General features: G+C 68.9%; 16 protein-coding genes and 1 pseudogene. 11 read left to right on the top strand and 6 right to left on the bottom strand.

What is annotated here, in order from left to right; all coding sequences use genetic code 11:
- Window positions 1-13: 13 nt before the first annotated feature.
- Window positions 14-883, bottom strand: coding sequence for a hypothetical protein (locus ACGFIR_RS09445; protein ID WP_393144168.1), 870 nt, complete (start codon window positions 881-883; stop codon window positions 14-16).
- Between the two features lie 792 nt (window positions 884-1675).
- On the opposite strand from ACGFIR_RS09445, the gene ACGFIR_RS09440 reads away from it, so the two are divergent.
- From ACGFIR_RS09440 to ACGFIR_RS09425, 4 genes are all read left to right on the top strand, one after another.
- Window positions 1676-2557 carry a hypothetical protein gene (locus ACGFIR_RS09440; protein ID WP_393144167.1) on the top strand — a complete coding sequence of 294 codons (882 nt, stop codon included), beginning with the start codon at window positions 1676-1678 and terminating at the stop codon, window positions 2555-2557.
- Window positions 2541-3530, top strand: coding sequence for a TRM11 family SAM-dependent methyltransferase (locus tag ACGFIR_RS09435; protein WP_393144165.1), 990 nt, complete (start codon window positions 2541-2543; stop codon window positions 3528-3530). Before ACGFIR_RS09440 ends, ACGFIR_RS09435 begins: the two co-directional genes overlap by 17 nt.
- Window positions 3531-3556: 26 nt before the next feature.
- Window positions 3557-3847 (top strand): DNA cytosine methyltransferase, encoded by a 291-nt coding sequence (locus ACGFIR_RS09430; protein ID WP_393144163.1) that lies wholly within the window; start codon window positions 3557-3559, stop codon window positions 3845-3847.
- A gap of 249 nt (window positions 3848-4096) precedes the next feature.
- On the top strand, window positions 4097-5164 hold the full coding sequence (locus ACGFIR_RS09425; RefSeq protein ID WP_393144161.1) for an IS110 family transposase: 1068 nt from the start codon (window positions 4097-4099) through the stop codon (window positions 5162-5164).
- A gap of 24 nt (window positions 5165-5188) precedes the next feature.
- Here ACGFIR_RS09425 and ACGFIR_RS09420 read toward each other — a convergent pair whose 3' ends face one another.
- The gene (locus ACGFIR_RS09420) at window positions 5189-5731 is read right to left on the bottom strand and encodes a hypothetical protein (protein WP_393144159.1); all 543 of its coding nucleotides are present in this window, start codon (window positions 5729-5731) and stop codon (window positions 5189-5191) included.
- An 85-nt stretch (window positions 5732-5816) separates the two neighbouring features.
- On the opposite strand from ACGFIR_RS09420, the gene ACGFIR_RS09415 reads away from it, so the two are divergent.
- Window positions 5817-6233 (top strand): DNA cytosine methyltransferase, encoded by a 417-nt coding sequence (locus ACGFIR_RS09415; protein ID WP_393144157.1) that lies wholly within the window; start codon window positions 5817-5819, stop codon window positions 6231-6233.
- 560 nt (window positions 6234-6793) lie between these two features.
- On the opposite strand, the gene ACGFIR_RS09410 is transcribed toward ACGFIR_RS09415, so the two are convergent.
- Both ACGFIR_RS09410 and ACGFIR_RS09405 read right to left on the bottom strand, forming a co-directional pair.
- Entirely contained in the window at window positions 6794-7492 is a 699-nt protein-coding gene (locus tag ACGFIR_RS09410; protein WP_393144155.1) for an HAD family hydrolase, read from the bottom strand.
- Window positions 7493-7632: 140 nt separating this feature from the next.
- Window positions 7633-8817: an IS110 family transposase gene (locus tag ACGFIR_RS09405; RefSeq protein WP_393144153.1), complete on the bottom strand. Its 1185-nt coding sequence runs from the start codon at window positions 8815-8817 to the stop codon at window positions 7633-7635.
- A gap of 224 nt (window positions 8818-9041) precedes the next feature.
- Here ACGFIR_RS09405 and ACGFIR_RS09400 point away from each other — a divergent pair, with 224 nt between their 5' ends.
- The 5 genes from ACGFIR_RS09400 to ACGFIR_RS09380 all read left to right on the top strand — a co-directional run bounded on the left by ACGFIR_RS09400 (window position 9042) and on the right by ACGFIR_RS09380 (window position 11947).
- Window positions 9042-9179, top strand: coding sequence for a hypothetical protein (locus tag ACGFIR_RS09400; protein ID WP_393144151.1), 138 nt, complete (start codon window positions 9042-9044; stop codon window positions 9177-9179).
- Window positions 9180-9271: 92 nt separating this feature from the next.
- Entirely contained in the window at window positions 9272-9637 is a 366-nt protein-coding gene (locus ACGFIR_RS09395) for a helix-turn-helix domain-containing protein (protein ID WP_393144149.1), read from the top strand.
- Between the two features lie 4 nt (window positions 9638-9641).
- The gene (locus tag ACGFIR_RS09390) at window positions 9642-10778 is read left to right on the top strand and encodes a tyrosine-type recombinase/integrase (protein ID WP_393144147.1); all 1137 of its coding nucleotides are present in this window, start codon (window positions 9642-9644) and stop codon (window positions 10776-10778) included.
- 374 nt (window positions 10779-11152) lie between these two features.
- Entirely contained in the window at window positions 11153-11680 is a 528-nt protein-coding gene (locus ACGFIR_RS09385; protein WP_393144145.1) for a hypothetical protein, read from the top strand.
- Between the two features lie 12 nt (window positions 11681-11692).
- Entirely contained in the window at window positions 11693-11947 is a 255-nt protein-coding gene (locus ACGFIR_RS09380; RefSeq protein ID WP_393144143.1) for an excalibur calcium-binding domain-containing protein, read from the top strand.
- A gap of 95 nt (window positions 11948-12042) precedes the next feature.
- On the opposite strand, the gene ACGFIR_RS09375 is transcribed toward ACGFIR_RS09380, so the two are convergent.
- Complete coding sequence (locus ACGFIR_RS09375) at window positions 12043-12390, bottom strand: hypothetical protein (RefSeq protein ID WP_393144141.1); 348 nt, start codon at window positions 12388-12390, stop codon at window positions 12043-12045.
- A 139-nt stretch (window positions 12391-12529) separates the two neighbouring features.
- Between ACGFIR_RS09375 and ACGFIR_RS09370 the strand changes: the two genes are divergently transcribed.
- Window positions 12530-13831, top strand: a complete 1302-nt coding sequence (locus ACGFIR_RS09370; RefSeq protein ID WP_393144139.1) for a helix-turn-helix domain-containing protein — start codon at window positions 12530-12532, stop codon at window positions 13829-13831.
- A 52-nt stretch (window positions 13832-13883) separates the two neighbouring features.
- Here the strand turns inward: ACGFIR_RS09370 and ACGFIR_RS09365 are convergent.
- A pseudogene (locus ACGFIR_RS09365) lies at window positions 13884-14054 on the bottom strand (ISL3 family transposase); the annotation flags it as partial.
- Window positions 14055-14539: the final 485 nt, after the last annotated feature.

Here is a 14539-nt window from a genome sequence, read left to right as displayed (position 1 = left end):
AATGTCACGCAGGTCAGGCAGCGGCAACTGCCGGGTGCGTCATCCGTCTGGGCAGGGTGGTGGCGCGGCCGAGGCGAGTCCGTGTGCGGAGCACGGACTGGTTCTGCAGGTACTCGCGGGCCTGCGGAGACACCACGCCGGTGAGTAGTCCCTTGGCGAGGGCGTCAGCGAGGCGTTCGTCGATGCCGTTCATTCGCTTCCGTAGGGCGTCGACGGTGATGCCCATTCGCGCGGCGATGGGTTCGATCGCCCGGTGCCCCAGCCGCAGGTCGATGTAGGGGTCGAGGTCGGTGTCCTCGAGCAGGCCCAGGCGGGCGGCGCGGCGGACGAGCAGGTCGGGGTGGCCGTAGGGGACGTGCGGTGTGCGGGGGCCGGTGACATGCTCGACGTCCTCCACCGGCACCGCGGTGCCGGTGCGGCGCAGCAGTTCGTGTCCGGCACGCCAGGCGGCCATGCACAACGACGCGTACGGGGCAGGCTTGGCCAGGTCGACGCGGTCGCGTAGGGCGGTGAGGAAGCCGGTGAGGATTTCCGCGTCGAGGTCGATGGCGTCGCCGGACCAACCGGCGTGCAGCTGTCCGGCGTGGCGGCGCAGTGCCGGCATGGCCATCGCCACCGCCGCGATGACCCAGGAGGAGCCGTCAAGGCGGGCGCGGCGGATGAGGTCACGCCACACCGCGTCACGGGCCGTGTAGGCGCGGGGGTGGGACAGGAGCCAGTTCCGTAGCGCGGGCAGTGTCATGACACCTGGCGGCAGGCCGGTGTCAGGTTCGAGGGTGTCCAGGTCGAGTGTCATCGGGGCGGGACCGGTGGTCAGCGCCGTGAAGGCGGCGTCGACGGCGTCCAGCGGTGAGTCGGGCCAGTCCGGGTCGGACACGGTCATGTCCGCACACTCCTTGTCAGAGGCGATCATCGATGGCGTGCCGGGGTGGTGCCATCCCGGCGTGGGGAGCCTCGATTGCGCCACGGCCGCCTTGCAGGCCTCCGACAGCCCAGGCCAGCACCGGCGATGACTGTGGGCCCGTCCATCGCCTCCGCGCCATGGCGGCCTCGGGTCGACTCTGACAGCGGTCTGACAAACCGGCCTTGGCCTGCGCGTTGACGCCCGGGACGTCGCGGATGACACGCCTCTGCTACCCGCCTACCGCGGTGCCGGAGCCCACGAAAGTCGTCCAACAAGGCTCTGACAACAGGCCGGTGCCATTCGCCGTGCCGCACGGGGACGGCTGCCAGCGCGGGCTCTGTCAGACACACGGCCGGCCTGACAACGCCACGGCGACACCGCCTTCAGGGCGACGCCCTCGGCGGTAAAAACGGATCTACAGCGGCTCCGGTCGGCCGGCGCGACGGGGCGCCGGCACTGTCACCGGTGGCACTCGCGGTTCTGACACGCGCACCGTGTCACAGTGTGCCGTGGGCTGACAGCGCTGGCCGCAGCACCCATGTCATCGACCACCATCATTGACGCGGCTTGGCTGGTTCGTTACTGATCGTGATGACAGCGGCGGTTGGCGTTGCTCCTGACACTTCGTCCCAGCCGCGTCGCGAGCCGGACGGCGGGACCAGCGGGCGGTGCCGTCAGATGCCTGTCAGGAACGGGGGTGTCCGCCAGAGCTGACAAACGCCGGTTTGAGGGTGTCAGCGCATCACGGCGCGGCGCGGAGCCCACATCCAGATGAGCGAGCACATGCCGCAGCACCACCCCGCCCCTGCCCACCTCGTCGACCCGCACGGCGTCGACCCGACCCTGATCGACATGGTCGCCGGCGATCCGCCGGTGCCGGTCACCGTGTGGCGTACCTCCCGCACCGAGGCCGATACCGGCCGCAGCATCGGTGCCCGACTGGCATACCGCCTCGTCGCCGCCTACAGCCGCCCCGGAGAGGCGGTCGTCGACCTCACCGCCGGCCACACCCTGGCCACCTTCTGCGCCGCAGGCGGGCGCCGCCACCACCCCGCTTGGTTCACCGACGCCTCCAGCCTGATCATCGAAGCGGCCACCCCGCCGATCCGTCCCGCCCCGACTGCTCTGTCCGACGACAGCGGCCTGCCGGAGATGAGCGCCTGGTTCGGCGACGACCTCACCGACCCCAACCTGCGCCCGTCCCCCGACTCCACACCGCAGGGAACGTCCTTGGCGGAGGCGACCAGCTTGGTCGTGGCCTGCTGGCCCCTCGACGCCACCGACGCGACCAACCGGACCCGGCTGGCGTGGCTACTGACCGCCTGCGCGCGGCTGCTACGCCCCGGCGGCTGCCTCGTCCTCGTCGTCACCGCCCCCGCCGCCACGGTCGGGCCAGAGGACTTCACCCCGGTAGCCACCGCCGCCGCAGCCGTCGGCCTGGGCTACCTGCAGCACATCGTCGCCGTTAGCGCCGACACCGACGGCGACACGTTCGTCTACCACGTCACCGACGAGGAGCTACTCACCCTCACCCATCAGAGCGACCAGCAGCGGTCGGCCGCGCACCTCAAAGTTCACGCGGACCTTCTCGTATTCAGCCCGGCCACGATGCCGGCGCCGCGGCAGCGCAACGGCGGTGAGCGCCGTGGTTGAGCACACCCCATCGCCCACCGAGCCCACCCAGCCGGTCAGCGCGGCCGACATCCGCGGCGACGGGGCCCGTCACCGCGATACCGACACACACCACCGCACGCCCGACGAGCCGCAGGGCCTGTCGGTATGGGCGACCGCCCAGCAGACCGGGCCGGTGCAACGCCGCGGCCGCTACGTGCCCGAGTCGGTCAGACACCCCGCCCGGATGCTCCCCGCGATCGCGGCGCACGCCGTGCACGCCTACACCCAGCCGGGAGACCTCGTGCTGGATCCGATGTGCGGGATCGGCACCACCCTGGTCGAGGCCATCCACGCCGGCCGCGACGCCGTCGGCGTGGAGTACGAGTCCCGCTGGTCGAACATCGCCGACGCCAACATCACCCACGCCCATCACCTAGGCGCCACCGGGCGGGCCTCCGTGGTTCGCGGCGACGCCACCCGCCTGCGGTCCCTGCTGCCCGCCGCCCTCACCGGGCAGGTGGCCCTCGTGGTCACCTCGCCGCCGTATGGGCCGACCGTGCACGGCCTGGTCCGGCCCGGAGCCGACGGGGTGGCGAAGTTCGACAACGCCTACAACGACGGCGCCGACCGCGGCAACCTCGCCTACCGCGACCTCACTGGCCTCGCCGACGGCTTCGCGCAGATCCTCACCGGCTGTGCGGCCCTGCTGCGCCCCGGCGGCACCGTGGTGGTCACCGCCCGGCCATGGCGCAAGAACGGCCAACTGGTCGACCTGCCGTCGGCGGTCATCGCCGCCGGCGTGCGCGCCGGCCTGATCCCGACCGAGCGGTGCGTGGCGCTGCTCGCGGCAGTTCGCGACGGACACCTCGTCGCCCGACCGTCCTTCTTCCAACTTCAAGCCGTGCGCAAGGCCCGCGCCGGAGGCACACCCCTGCACCTGATCACGCACGAGGACGTGCTGATCTTCCGCCGTCCCCCAGAGTCCCAACCGATGGCGGCGGCCAATGAGTGACCCCCAGTTCCGCCCAGGGTGGGGGCGTGAGTGAGTCTCCCGGGCCACGCATCGGATCGGTGTGCAGCGGGTACGGCGGCCTCGACATGGCCGTCGAGCTGGTGCTCGGTGGTCGGCTCGCCTGGTACGCCGAAACCGACCGCCACGCCCGCACCGTCCTCGCCCACCACTGGCCCGACGTGCCCAACCTCGGCGACATTCGCACCATCAACTGGACCCAGATCGAGCCCGTCGACATCCTCACCGCAGGTTTCCCCTGCCTCAATGACACGCTGGGTGGGCCGTCTTTGGGCGGTGCCGACGCGGTAGCGGGCTGACTCATTCCCGTGTTGTCGCCCGTTGGGGGCGCGGAGTGGGTTGGTCCGTCGCCGTGGTAGATACGCCACGGTGGCGGACTGACTCGTTTCCGTGTTGTCGCCCTGTGGGCTGACGAGGTCTTGTCATGTCGTCCGCCGCCGTGTCGACCTGCCGGCGTGACTTGATTGGAGCTTGGTCCCTATCCCCGATTGAGGCATGTCCGCCGGTTGGTTCACCTTTGGCCGTCACGACCTGGGAGTTCAGCAGAAGTGATCGTTCTTGGTGTCGACCCCCACAAGGACCTGCTGGTCGTTGTCGCGGTGGACAGCAACGGCCGTCAGCTCGACGTGACGTCCGCCCCGGCCCGGCCACGCGGGGTGAAGTCCCTGCTGCGGTGGGCTCGGCAGTACGGCGAACGGCTGTGGGCCGTCGAGGACGTCCGGCATGTCGCCGGCGGCCTGATGCGGGGTCTGCTCGCGGCCGGCGAGCCGGCGGTGTGGGTGCCGACGCAGTTGACGGCCCGCTACCGGCGGCTCGGTCGGGGCCAGGGCAAGAGCGACCCTATCGACGCTCTCGCCGTCGCCCGCGCCGCGCTGCGGGAGGACCTGCCGGCGGCCTTGCCGGAGGACGAGTCACGCGTGGTGAAGATGCTGCTTGACCATCGCGAGGACCTTGTGGGTGAGATGGTGCGTATGTGCTCGCGGCTGCGGTGGCTGCTGCACGACCTGGACCCGGACTTTGCCGAGACGATTCCGGCTCGCAAGCTGCACAAGCGCCGCTGGGTGACGCATGTGCGCGACTACCTCGCCGCGCAGGCGGGAAGTGTGGGTCTGTCCATCGCTGCGGAACTGCTCGACCGGGTCGAGGAGCTGGCCCGGCGAGCCGATCAGCTCGAACGTGAACTTCACGAGTTGATGAAGGACCAGGCGCCGCAGTTGCTGGCGCTGCCTGGGTGCGGGCCGCTGTCCGCGGCCAGAATCGTGGCGGAGACCGGCGACGTGCGCCGGTTCCACTCCAGCGCCGCGTTCGCCATGCACACCGGAACCGCACCGATTCCGGCATCGTCCGGGGCAACGCACCGGCATCGGCTCAACCGGGGCGGCAACCGGCGTCTCAACGCCGCAGTGCACCGCATCGCGATCACCCAGGCCCGCGTCGACGACAGGGCCCGCCGCTACCTAGACAACCGCAAGGCGATGGGTAACAGCCGCACAGAGGCGATCCGCGCTCTCAAGCGCCACCTCGCCCGACACGTCTACGGACTTCTGATCACCGCCAAGCGACTGCCCGGCGAGATCGCCGTCCCGCGGCAGGACAGCCTGCCAGCCGTGGCCTGAACGCCCGTGTGATTGGCGGCAGTGCTATCCGCGGCGCCGCGGTCCCCACCAGGGCAGGATCGGTGGAAGATCCCGCAGCAGGTTCTTGGCAGGCTTCGGCATCGGCGACTCGCCATCGTCGCCGTCCCACCGTCGGCCGTACTGGTCGGGAAGGTTCCCCCAGCCCCAGTACGGCGTCGGCTCCGTCGGGATGAACCCGAGCTGTTCCAGCGGATCGATCCGCTGCTTGTCGACCGTGCACAGGTGCGCCCAGTCGTCACCCATGTCGAAGACGTAGGCAAACTGATCACCCGGGGTAAGCCGGCTCAGCTTGGTCTTGTCGCTGTCGACCGCACCGTCCGGGGGCTCTTCCCACATCTGGAACGAGCAGACCTGTGTCTCGTCGGCGAGGGTGAACAGCCGCAAGTGGGCCAGGTCCCATCGGGCGAAAGCGTCGTCGATCGCCGCGCCGAGCTGCTCAAACGTATGGGTTCTTGCTACGGCGAAGATCCGCCCTGGGCGTGGCCAGAAGTCCTCGCCACGGCCGGACACCAACTCGACCCGGATCGACAACCATGTCCGCGCCACCGCACCGCCTCCGTCACCAGCTGCGCAAACGACGCTACCGGCAGCACTGCCCTCAGAGTCGGCCGGGGTAGCCAGAAGGCGAAGCTTGACATTGGAGCGACAAGACATCTCCAACGCCGGCAAACGCACCGGCATCAGTGGACAACACTCCAGCCTGTGGACCAGCGTCGCCGACGCCATTCGCGTACTTCGACCGCCGCTCGTCTTCGTGGAGAACGTGGCCGCCCTCCTCAGACGAGGACTCGACGTCGTCCACGCCGACCTGGCCGCGTTCGGGTACGACACGAGCTGGATATGCCTACGCGCATCCGACATCGGCGCCGCCCACCGACGCGACCGCCTGTTCCTGCTGGCCACACCCCCCAATCACCCGGCAGCGAGGTGCGGACGTTGCCAACGCCGTGCGCCCGTGACGGCAAAGGCCCCGGCCACCAGCACGGACTGCCCGACCTCGTCGAACCCGGCGGCACCCGCCACAACCTGCTACCCACACCAACGATGACCGACAGCCGCACCCGCACCAACACCACCGCCCACACGAACCCGAGAGATCACCACGGGCGAACGGTGACCGACGCCGCCCGGCTTCTGCCCACCCCACGCGCCAGCGACACCGGCACGTCAGGGCGACGCGCCGGCACGGGCTTCCGGCCGCCGCTGTCACAAGTGTTACTACCGACACCACGAGCCACCGACGGGGCGAAAGGCTGCCCCGGGCAACGGGGCTCTCACGGCGACCTCACCCTGCCCTCAGCGGCGGTGCGGGTCCTGCCCACACCCCGCGCATCCGACGCGCGAGGACCCGGCAGACACGGCGACGGGGGAGCGGACCTGCGCACCACCATCGCCTGCCTCGGGCAACCCGACGAGCAGCGGTGGGGCGCCTACGCTGCCGCCGTCGCCCGCTGGGAACTGCTGCTGGACCGGCCCGCACCCCACCCGACCCAAACCGGTCGGCACGGCAAGCCAGTGCTGGCCCCGCCGTTCGTGGAATGGCATCTCAATGACGAAGTCAAGGTGGTTGCTCTCTTGCGCGGCACGCTGGCATCGGCTCGTCTGCTGTCAACAGGGGGCCGAGAGCAGACGGATGAGTTCGCTTAGCGACACGATGCGGTCAGGCGTGTCGCTGGGGCGCTCGTTCGTGCGGTCCAGGTGAACCGCGCGTAGGCCGGCGCTGCGCGCTGCCTCGACGTCGAGGTCGTAGCGGTCACCGACGTGTAGCACCGCCGCCGATAGCAGCCCCCACCGCTGGCATGCGGCCAGGTATGCCTCGGAGGCCGGCTTCGCGGCGCCCAGTTCCTCCGCGGTGTACACCGGGCCGACACGGCCGGCGAGTCCCACCCTGGCCAGCTTGTCGTTCTGCTGCTCAATCGTTCCGTTGGTCAGCACCGCGGTCTGCAGACCTGCGCGGTGGATCGCCGTCAAGGTCTCTTCGACGTCGTTGAAAACGCGCCAGGACTTCTCGTACCAGCGCAGGTAGCCCGCGAAGACGTCGTCCAGGTGTGCTTCGTCGTCGACGAAGGGCACACCGACCGCGGGTAGGAAGTCCCGAAGTCGGCGACGTCGCTGCTCCTGGAAGCTGATTCGTCGTTCACGCCAGCCGATCAGATGACGCTCCTGTGCAGCTGACCAGAGCTGGAGAACCTCAGCCGTGGCCGACACACCAAGAGTGGGCAGCCAGCTATGCAGTGCGTCGGCCACGGCACCCTCGTGGTCGATGAGCGTTCCATCCAGGTCCAGCAACACGCCGCGCAGGTCCACCGCCGCACCTTACGACGGATCGGCCGGCGGCGCGTCGAGGAGGACCAACTGAGCCATCGGTAACCTCGCGGCACCGACGGTCGGTGGGGTCGATGTGGTGGGCTTGAGCCGTTATGCTCGGGTTGGCCCAGCGCAGACGGTCAGGTCGCTGGAGTCGGGGCGACTGGTTGGAAGCAGCGATGGTCGCGCAGCAGCGCCCAGAGCACGTCGACGCGTCTGCGTGCCAGTGCTATCAGCGCCTGACGCGGCTTGTGGCCCTCGGCCCGCTTGCGGTCGAAGTATTCACGATTGGGCCCGGCGAACTTGAGGCTGGTCAGCGCCGACATGTAGAAGACCCGGCGCAGCGTACGGCTGTAGTGCTTCGGTCTGCGCATGACGCCGACCCGCCGACCCGATTCGCGCGGTACCGGCGCCAGTCCTGCGAACGCGGCGAGGTGGTCGGCGTCGCGGAAGTTGCCGGTGTCTCCGATGGCGGCAAGGAATTCCGCACCCAGCACGGGTCCCATCCCCGGCATGCTCAAGATGATCGGTGCCTGCGGGTGCTGCTCGAACAGCTCAGCGATCTCGTTGTCGAGCTCCTGAATCCTGCGGTGCAGGGCCAGCAGGTAGCTGGCCATCTGCTGGATCAACCGAGCGGTCGCGTTCTGGCCGGGAAGTGTGACCGTCTGGGCTTGGGCGGCGGCCAAGGCCTTATTCGCCAGGATCGTGGCCTTGCGGGCTTGCCGGGCCTTGAGCTGAGCGGTGATCTCTTCGCGTCCGGCGTCGCGGATTGCCTGCGGAGTCTGGAAGAGCTCCAGCAGGATCAGCGGACCGCGTTTGGCGAAGTTGAACGCCTTCTCCAGGGCAGGGAACATGCCGGTCAGGTAGTCCCGCAGGCGGGTGATCGTGCGGGTCCAGTCGGTCGTCAGATCGGCGCGGTGGGCGGTCAGCACGGCCAGTTCCGCGATCAACTCCGGCTTGATGCTCAAGGCGGTGAGGTCCCTGCGCAAGCGGGCGGTCTCGGCGATGACCCAGGCATCCTTGGCGTCGGTTTTGCCCTCGCCGCGGAACGCACCGGACATCCGGTGCACCGTCCGGCCGGGCACGTACACCAGACGCTGACCGGCGGACAACAGCAGCGCGATCGCCAGCGCAGCCGGACTGCCCGCGAGATCGATCGCCCAGGTCACGTTCTCTGCGGTACGCAGACCCTTGCCGATCAGCTCCTCGATTGCGGCCTGGTCGTTGGCCACCCGCTGCGACCAGATCACCTGGCCGCCGTCGTCGACCGCCGTCGCGTGATGCGCCGATTTCCCTGCATCGATGCCGATCCAGGCCCTCTCCACCCGTCCTCCTCAACTCGACGTCACGAATCTCCCAACGGACCACCCCGCCTGCACAGCCTTAGATAGCGACGGCTCGCGGCTCTCAATCCAGCGGCCAGGGCGTCCAGAAGGAGCCGGGCGGCCATGCCACTCAGGCCACCAGACGGCGTCATGGGCCAAGCCACACCCGGCCCCTCTGGGTAGTCCAGATGATCTCACCCGGACGATCGAAAACCCTAAGGCTCATGGGACTACCCCCGCGCTGGGTCACCGACCCCACCCTCGCACTGCCCCGCACCGCCGCGCTGCGCGTGCTCGGCAACGGCGTCGTCCCCGCCCAAGCGGCGACCGCACTCCGTCTGCTGCTCTGCCGGCATCACTGATCCCGGCCACCCGGGGTTCTTCGCGGGCAGCCAACACCGCTGCCCGCGAAGAACCCCGCAGGCCATCGCCACCCCAACCACCCGGAGCCCTCATGCCCTCCAACCCGCCCCGATTCCGGCACCGGCTACCGCCACCCGCAAGCCCAACCCACCGAAACATCCCCACCGAGGACCAGCAGCCTCGCCTCTACACCCCCGCCGAAGCCGCAGCGCTGCTGCGCGTCCCTGAATCCTGGCTGCGCCGCCGTGCCAGCCGCCGCCAGATCCCCCGCACCTTCCTCGGAAAACACCTGCGCTTCTCTGCCGCCGACCTGACCGCCATCATCGCCGCCGCCGCCGAACCCGCCACCGGACGACGGCGAACCCGCCGTGCCCCACGCCCCGCCATCACCGACTTGCCGCACCCCAAGAGTCACGCGTCAATCAGCGACGCATCACCGCCACACCGAACGGAGTAACCCGATGGCCTGGGTGGAAAAGCGCGGCACCCGCTTCCGCGTCCGCCTCCGCACGACCGACGGCACCGTCACCACCGACTCGGTGCACGACCTGCGCGCCGACGCCGTCATCCGCGCCAAAGAAATCGACGTCGAACTCGCCCGTGACACCTTCATCGACCCCCGCGGCGGCCGAATCCCCCTCACCGAATGGGTACCAATCTGGGAGTCAACACATCAAGCAGCCCCAGCCACCTGGTCGGCCTACCGCAGCCACCTACGCCTGCATATCCTGCCCGCCCTCGGCCACCTACCCCTGGTCGACATCCGTCGCCAACACATCAAGACCCTCGCCGTCACCCTCGGCAAGCGCCTGGCACCCCGATCCGTCGCAGACGTGATCGTGGTGCTGTCGATGGTCCTGCAAGAAGCCGTCGAAGACCGCCGACTCCCCTTCAACCCCTGCCGAGGAATCCGCATCCCCAAAGGCATCCGCGCCGAACGACCCCACGCCACCGCCGAACAGGTCGCCACCATCGCCGCCCGCCAAGCCCGCCTCTCCGACGGACTCATGATCCTCACCGCCGCCTACACCGGCATGCGATGGGGAGAACTCGCCGGCCTCGCCAGCAGCAACCTTGACCTCACCACCGGCAGCATCTACATCCACCCCGACATCGGCGCACTGCACGAAGTCGACGGCAAACTGTTCCTCGGCCCACCCAAGACCAACGACTCCGTCCGTCACATCCGCCTACCCCGCTTCCTGACCAATCTCCTCGCCATACACCTCAGCGACAGCCCGCACGACATCGTCTTCCCCGGCGCACGCGGCTACCACCAACGCCGCTCCAACTTCAACCGCCGCGCCTGGACCCCCGCCGTCGCAGGCAACCCCCAACGCGGCACCCCGCCGATCCTGCCCGGCATGCACTTCCACGACCTGCGCCACACCCACAAGACCTGGCTCATCGAAGACGGCATCCCCGAGATCGCCCAAGCGCGCCGCCTCGGACACCGCCTCGGCGGCGTAAGGGGCATCTACAGCCACGTCACGGAACCGATGATCATCAACCTCGTCGACGCCCTGCAGCGCCGCTGGGAAACCACCCAGCCCGACCACCCCGACAGCACCGTCCGGCAACTGCGCCCGGTCGCCTGACACCCCTGAGGGCTGTACGGCGGCCAACTGGATCCGGACGCGGCTTCCATGGTCATCGGGTCTTCTCGCCTGAGTCCTTTGTGCTTGATCCAACCGTCTGCCGAACGGAACCGGCCCACGCCGACCCGAAGGCGAATTCCGCGCCCGGTTGAATATCCGGCGCAGGCCGTCCGGTATCACCGTCACCACCTCGTCTCGACACAGCACCCGAGCCCACGATTCGGTGCCGGCGTCGACGAGGCACTGCACCACCTCGCCCTCGGGCAGCAGCTTTGCCCCGCAGCCGGAGGTAGCGCGCCCACGGCGTGGATCTGTCAGGGACTCGACAGTCACGCCGGACCCGGACGCACCCCGCGGGCGGCACCATCGATCGGATGCGCACTCGACACAGCATCATTGTCATCGCCATAGCCGCCCTCACCCTGGCGGGCTGCGGCGGCGATACCACCAGCAGCCCCACCGCCCCGGCAGCTCCGGCGTCCGCCCCGAGCAGCCCTGCACCAGCGCCCGCCGCCCCCTTGGACGCGAAGACGGTCCTCACGAAGCTCACCGCGGCAAAGGTCGGCGTCACCGCCGGGGCAGTGCAGGACGAAGACACCGACCCGAACAATCTCCTCGGCCGCCCGAACGGCTACCTGTCGCGGGCATCAGCCGACCTACCTGGCGGTGACCTGGAATCGGAGAAGTACGGCGTCGACCGGGGGCTGGTGATCGAGGTGTTTCCGGCGGCGGCTGACGTGGACCGGCGGTCGCAGTACATCCAGGAGTCGTTGAAGTCGGTGCCGATTCTCGGCACCGAGTACCACTACCGCGCCGACGAGGGCCGGGTGTTGGTGCGGGTGTCGGGCAAGGTGAAGCCGTCGCAGGCGAAGAAGATCGAGGCAGCCGTGGCTGGCCTCTGATCGGGGATCGGGATGCCCCGACTCGGCAGGGCGGGGCATCCCGCGGCTCTGGCAACCAGCCGGTATAGCCCCGCCGGCGACGGGGCGGCGTGCGAACCTGACGGCGGCAACGGCGACTGCGGCGAGCTCGGCAACAACAACGACGGCGGCGTCTACTACGCCAAGTGTGATGCGGTGCGGGCTGCCAGCAAGGATCCGATCAGACGTGGCGACCCGGGCTACTCGCGGCGGCTGGACCGAGACGGCGACGGCATGGCCTGCGAGTAGGTAGAACCGGCAGCGCAAGGAAGCCCCGGCACAGGATGGGCGTCGGGGCTTCACTCGTCCGCAGGGTCACAGATCGCCTGCGGCGGCAACCGACGTTAGCGCTCCGCCCACGTACCCGGCTTAACGTAGCCGCCGTCCTGGAACCGTCGCAGTCCGGCAGCGATACCGCCGTCGCGGCTGCCGCTGCGGGTGGTGGTCTTCACCCCGCACGCCTCCGCGAACTCGTACACATCAAAGTTGGGGTCGTTGTAGCCGACAACCTGCGCAGTCACCCACATCACGTTCATGCGGATGCGGTTCGTTTCGGCTGGTTCAAGCTGCTGGGACGGCTGCTTGTCGTCCTGGCGGCGGTGCCCGGCCCGGTCCGCCCGGTAGGGGGCGTCGGACCAGTCGTGTTGGCGGATCTCGTCGGCGAACTGCTGCGCTAAGCGGCTCAATGCCATGGTAATTTCATCCCTCCGACAGGGGTCCTGCTGAACGCCGCCCCCCGACGGGGCGACCGTCGGCAGTCTATTCGGCGCGACCGCACCACATCCTGTTTCAAGCCCAGGCACGCGTGTACGCGGCGAGTAGCCTGCCACCGTGGCAGTCAGATGGTCATCCATACACGAACAGCTCGGCGAGCAGCCCCGCGACCTGAACTACGACCTCATCGAAGCAGCCGTCAAGCATGGTGTGGTTGAGACAGAAAGCCTGGACTGGAAGCAAACCCTGCCTGGCAAGGAAGAGAAGCAGCTTGAGGAGTTCGCCAAAGACGTGGCAGCCATGGCGAACACCCGCGGCGGTTTGATCGTCTACGGGGTCGCCGAGGAACGCGGCAAGGGCCGCGCGGCAGGCATTCTCGGCGTCGACGCCTCGGAGGGTGCACAGCGGCGACTCAGGAAGCTGGCGGCGAACCGGGTTCACCCGATCGTTGCCGGCCTCGACCTGCTGCCATTGACGAGCCCTGACGGAGCCTTGTCGGTGCTGGTGTTGTCGGTGCCGCGGAGCGCGGACGCGCCGCACCTAATTGGCCAGCAGGATCGAGTTGGGGTGCCGTACCGGTCGGGTGCTGAGACTGACTGGATGCGGGAACGGGACATAGAGCGGGCCTATGCGGACCGCTTCGGTCGGAGGTCGGCGGAGTCGAAGCGGCTCGCCGAACTGGTGGACGAGACCACCGAACAGCTTGACCTGTCGAAGGCGTGGGTGGTGGCGGCGGCGCGTCCCACCGCACCGCTAGCTGCGATCAGCGCGCCACCTACCCGACAGGACGTGCAGAAGCTCATGCAAGACGCGTTGGGGCGAACCCTGCACGTGCTGCCGTATGAGATGACCGGCGACCGTTGGATCCCGTCCCACGAGTTGGGGGACTCGGTCCACAATCCGAGGGTGGGACTGCGTCGCTGGGTGATGCGTGTGGCCCCCGTCAAGGGGGACCCCGACCTGTCGGTGTACGTGCACGTCGAGTTTCACCACGACGGCTCGCTTGTGATGGCCTTCGAGGCGGAAGGCTGGGGCACGCGCGCACTTCCCGACGATCAACATCAGGTTGTGTGCACGATGGTGGAGGGTTTCGCGTCGGACTTCGTGGCGCTGGTCGACGTGTACGCACGCAGCCTCGGCGGGCAGGCACCGTTGATGTACCGGGCGGAGATACGGCGGGATGATCCCGGCAAGCCGCTGGTTGCCATCGACCTGGGTCGGCATGGGGGGTTCACTAGCGGACGGTACGAGCAGGTTCCGGGATCCGGGCGGGTGCGTCGGTTCGTGCCGGTGTTCGGTGAGGTGCCGGTGGTTGCCGACACTGAGGTGCTGCGCGATGTTGCGCGGGAGTTGGCTGGTGACATCCTGAGTCAGTTCGGTGTCGCTCGGTTCATTCTGTTCCGCACGCACGCTGGCTAGGTAGATCATCGCGGGCGGGCGGGTCGGGGATCGTGTCGACGCTCACCGGCTCTGCCCGCCCGGTCAGCCGCGTCCAGTCCGCCAGTATGGGACGCGCCTGCCTGTTCAGACGGGCCGTGCGGCGCTGGTATCGCCTGAACATTCCGGGAACCTGTTCCCGGAAGGTGTGGCGGCAGCCGCGCGTGGGGCACACCAGACGCCGCATCCGCACGCGGACCACCACCCACCACCCACCACCCGTCGGCCATAGCGATCTGGGGCTAAGAGGCAGTCGTCTCTGCAGCGAGTATGGCGCTCAACGACCCTCTTGTGCCGTTAGGACAAGAGCGCGGCGCCCCATGGTCCCATGCACCTATCGCGCGTTCCGCCCCGGTGTTCGTGTCACCTGCCGAAAGATCAGTGATTTGGAGTGCCGGAGGACGAAGCCACAGGCGGCTTGCCGCTTTTGACTGAGATGTCTCCAGGGTGGATACCTCCCGCAGTCCGTGGCGCGATGACGAGGGCCGGTGCCGAGGCCACCCGACGAGCTGGCCCGCGGGATAGACGGCGTCGGCGGCGGCCAGCCGGAGAGGCTGTCTCCAACGTCGTCACCCTGGCTATCGCCTCGATGCTCGTCCGTGCTTGCGCCGAGTCGGAGCCGGCGGCAGACTGGCGGCCGTGGTGACTGGTCCTGGGTGGTCGTCTTCAGGATCAAGGACTTACGCGGGC

Origin of the sequence: Micromonospora sp. NPDC049051 (assembly GCF_043197575.1) — a bacterium.
GTDB lineage: Bacteria > Actinomycetota > Actinomycetes > Mycobacteriales > Micromonosporaceae > Micromonospora.
Note: the sequence above shows the minus strand (reverse complement) of the source record. Positions and strands in the feature narration are given on the sequence as shown.

Coding starts and splice junctions, on each gene's coding strand:
- ACGFIR_RS09385 (WP_393144145.1), top strand. CDS start 11,153: ATGCGCACTCGACACAGCATCATTGTCATCGCCATAGCCGCCCTCACC.
- ACGFIR_RS09400 (WP_393144151.1), top strand. CDS start 9,042: ATGGGACTACCCCCGCGCTGGGTCACCGACCCCACCCTCGCACTGCCC.
- ACGFIR_RS09440 (WP_393144167.1), top strand. CDS start 1,676: ATGAGCGAGCACATGCCGCAGCACCACCCCGCCCCTGCCCACCTCGTC.
- ACGFIR_RS09445 (WP_393144168.1), bottom strand. CDS start 883: ATGACCGTGTCCGACCCGGACTGGCCCGACTCACCGCTGGACGCCGTC.
- ACGFIR_RS09380 (WP_393144143.1), top strand. CDS start 11,693: ATGCCCCGACTCGGCAGGGCGGGGCATCCCGCGGCTCTGGCAACCAGC.
- ACGFIR_RS09395 (WP_393144149.1), top strand. CDS start 9,272: ATGCCCTCCAACCCGCCCCGATTCCGGCACCGGCTACCGCCACCCGCA.
- ACGFIR_RS09375 (WP_393144141.1), bottom strand. CDS start 12,390: ATGGCATTGAGCCGCTTAGCGCAGCAGTTCGCCGACGAGATCCGCCAA.
- ACGFIR_RS09390 (WP_393144147.1), top strand. CDS start 9,642: ATGGCCTGGGTGGAAAAGCGCGGCACCCGCTTCCGCGTCCGCCTCCGC.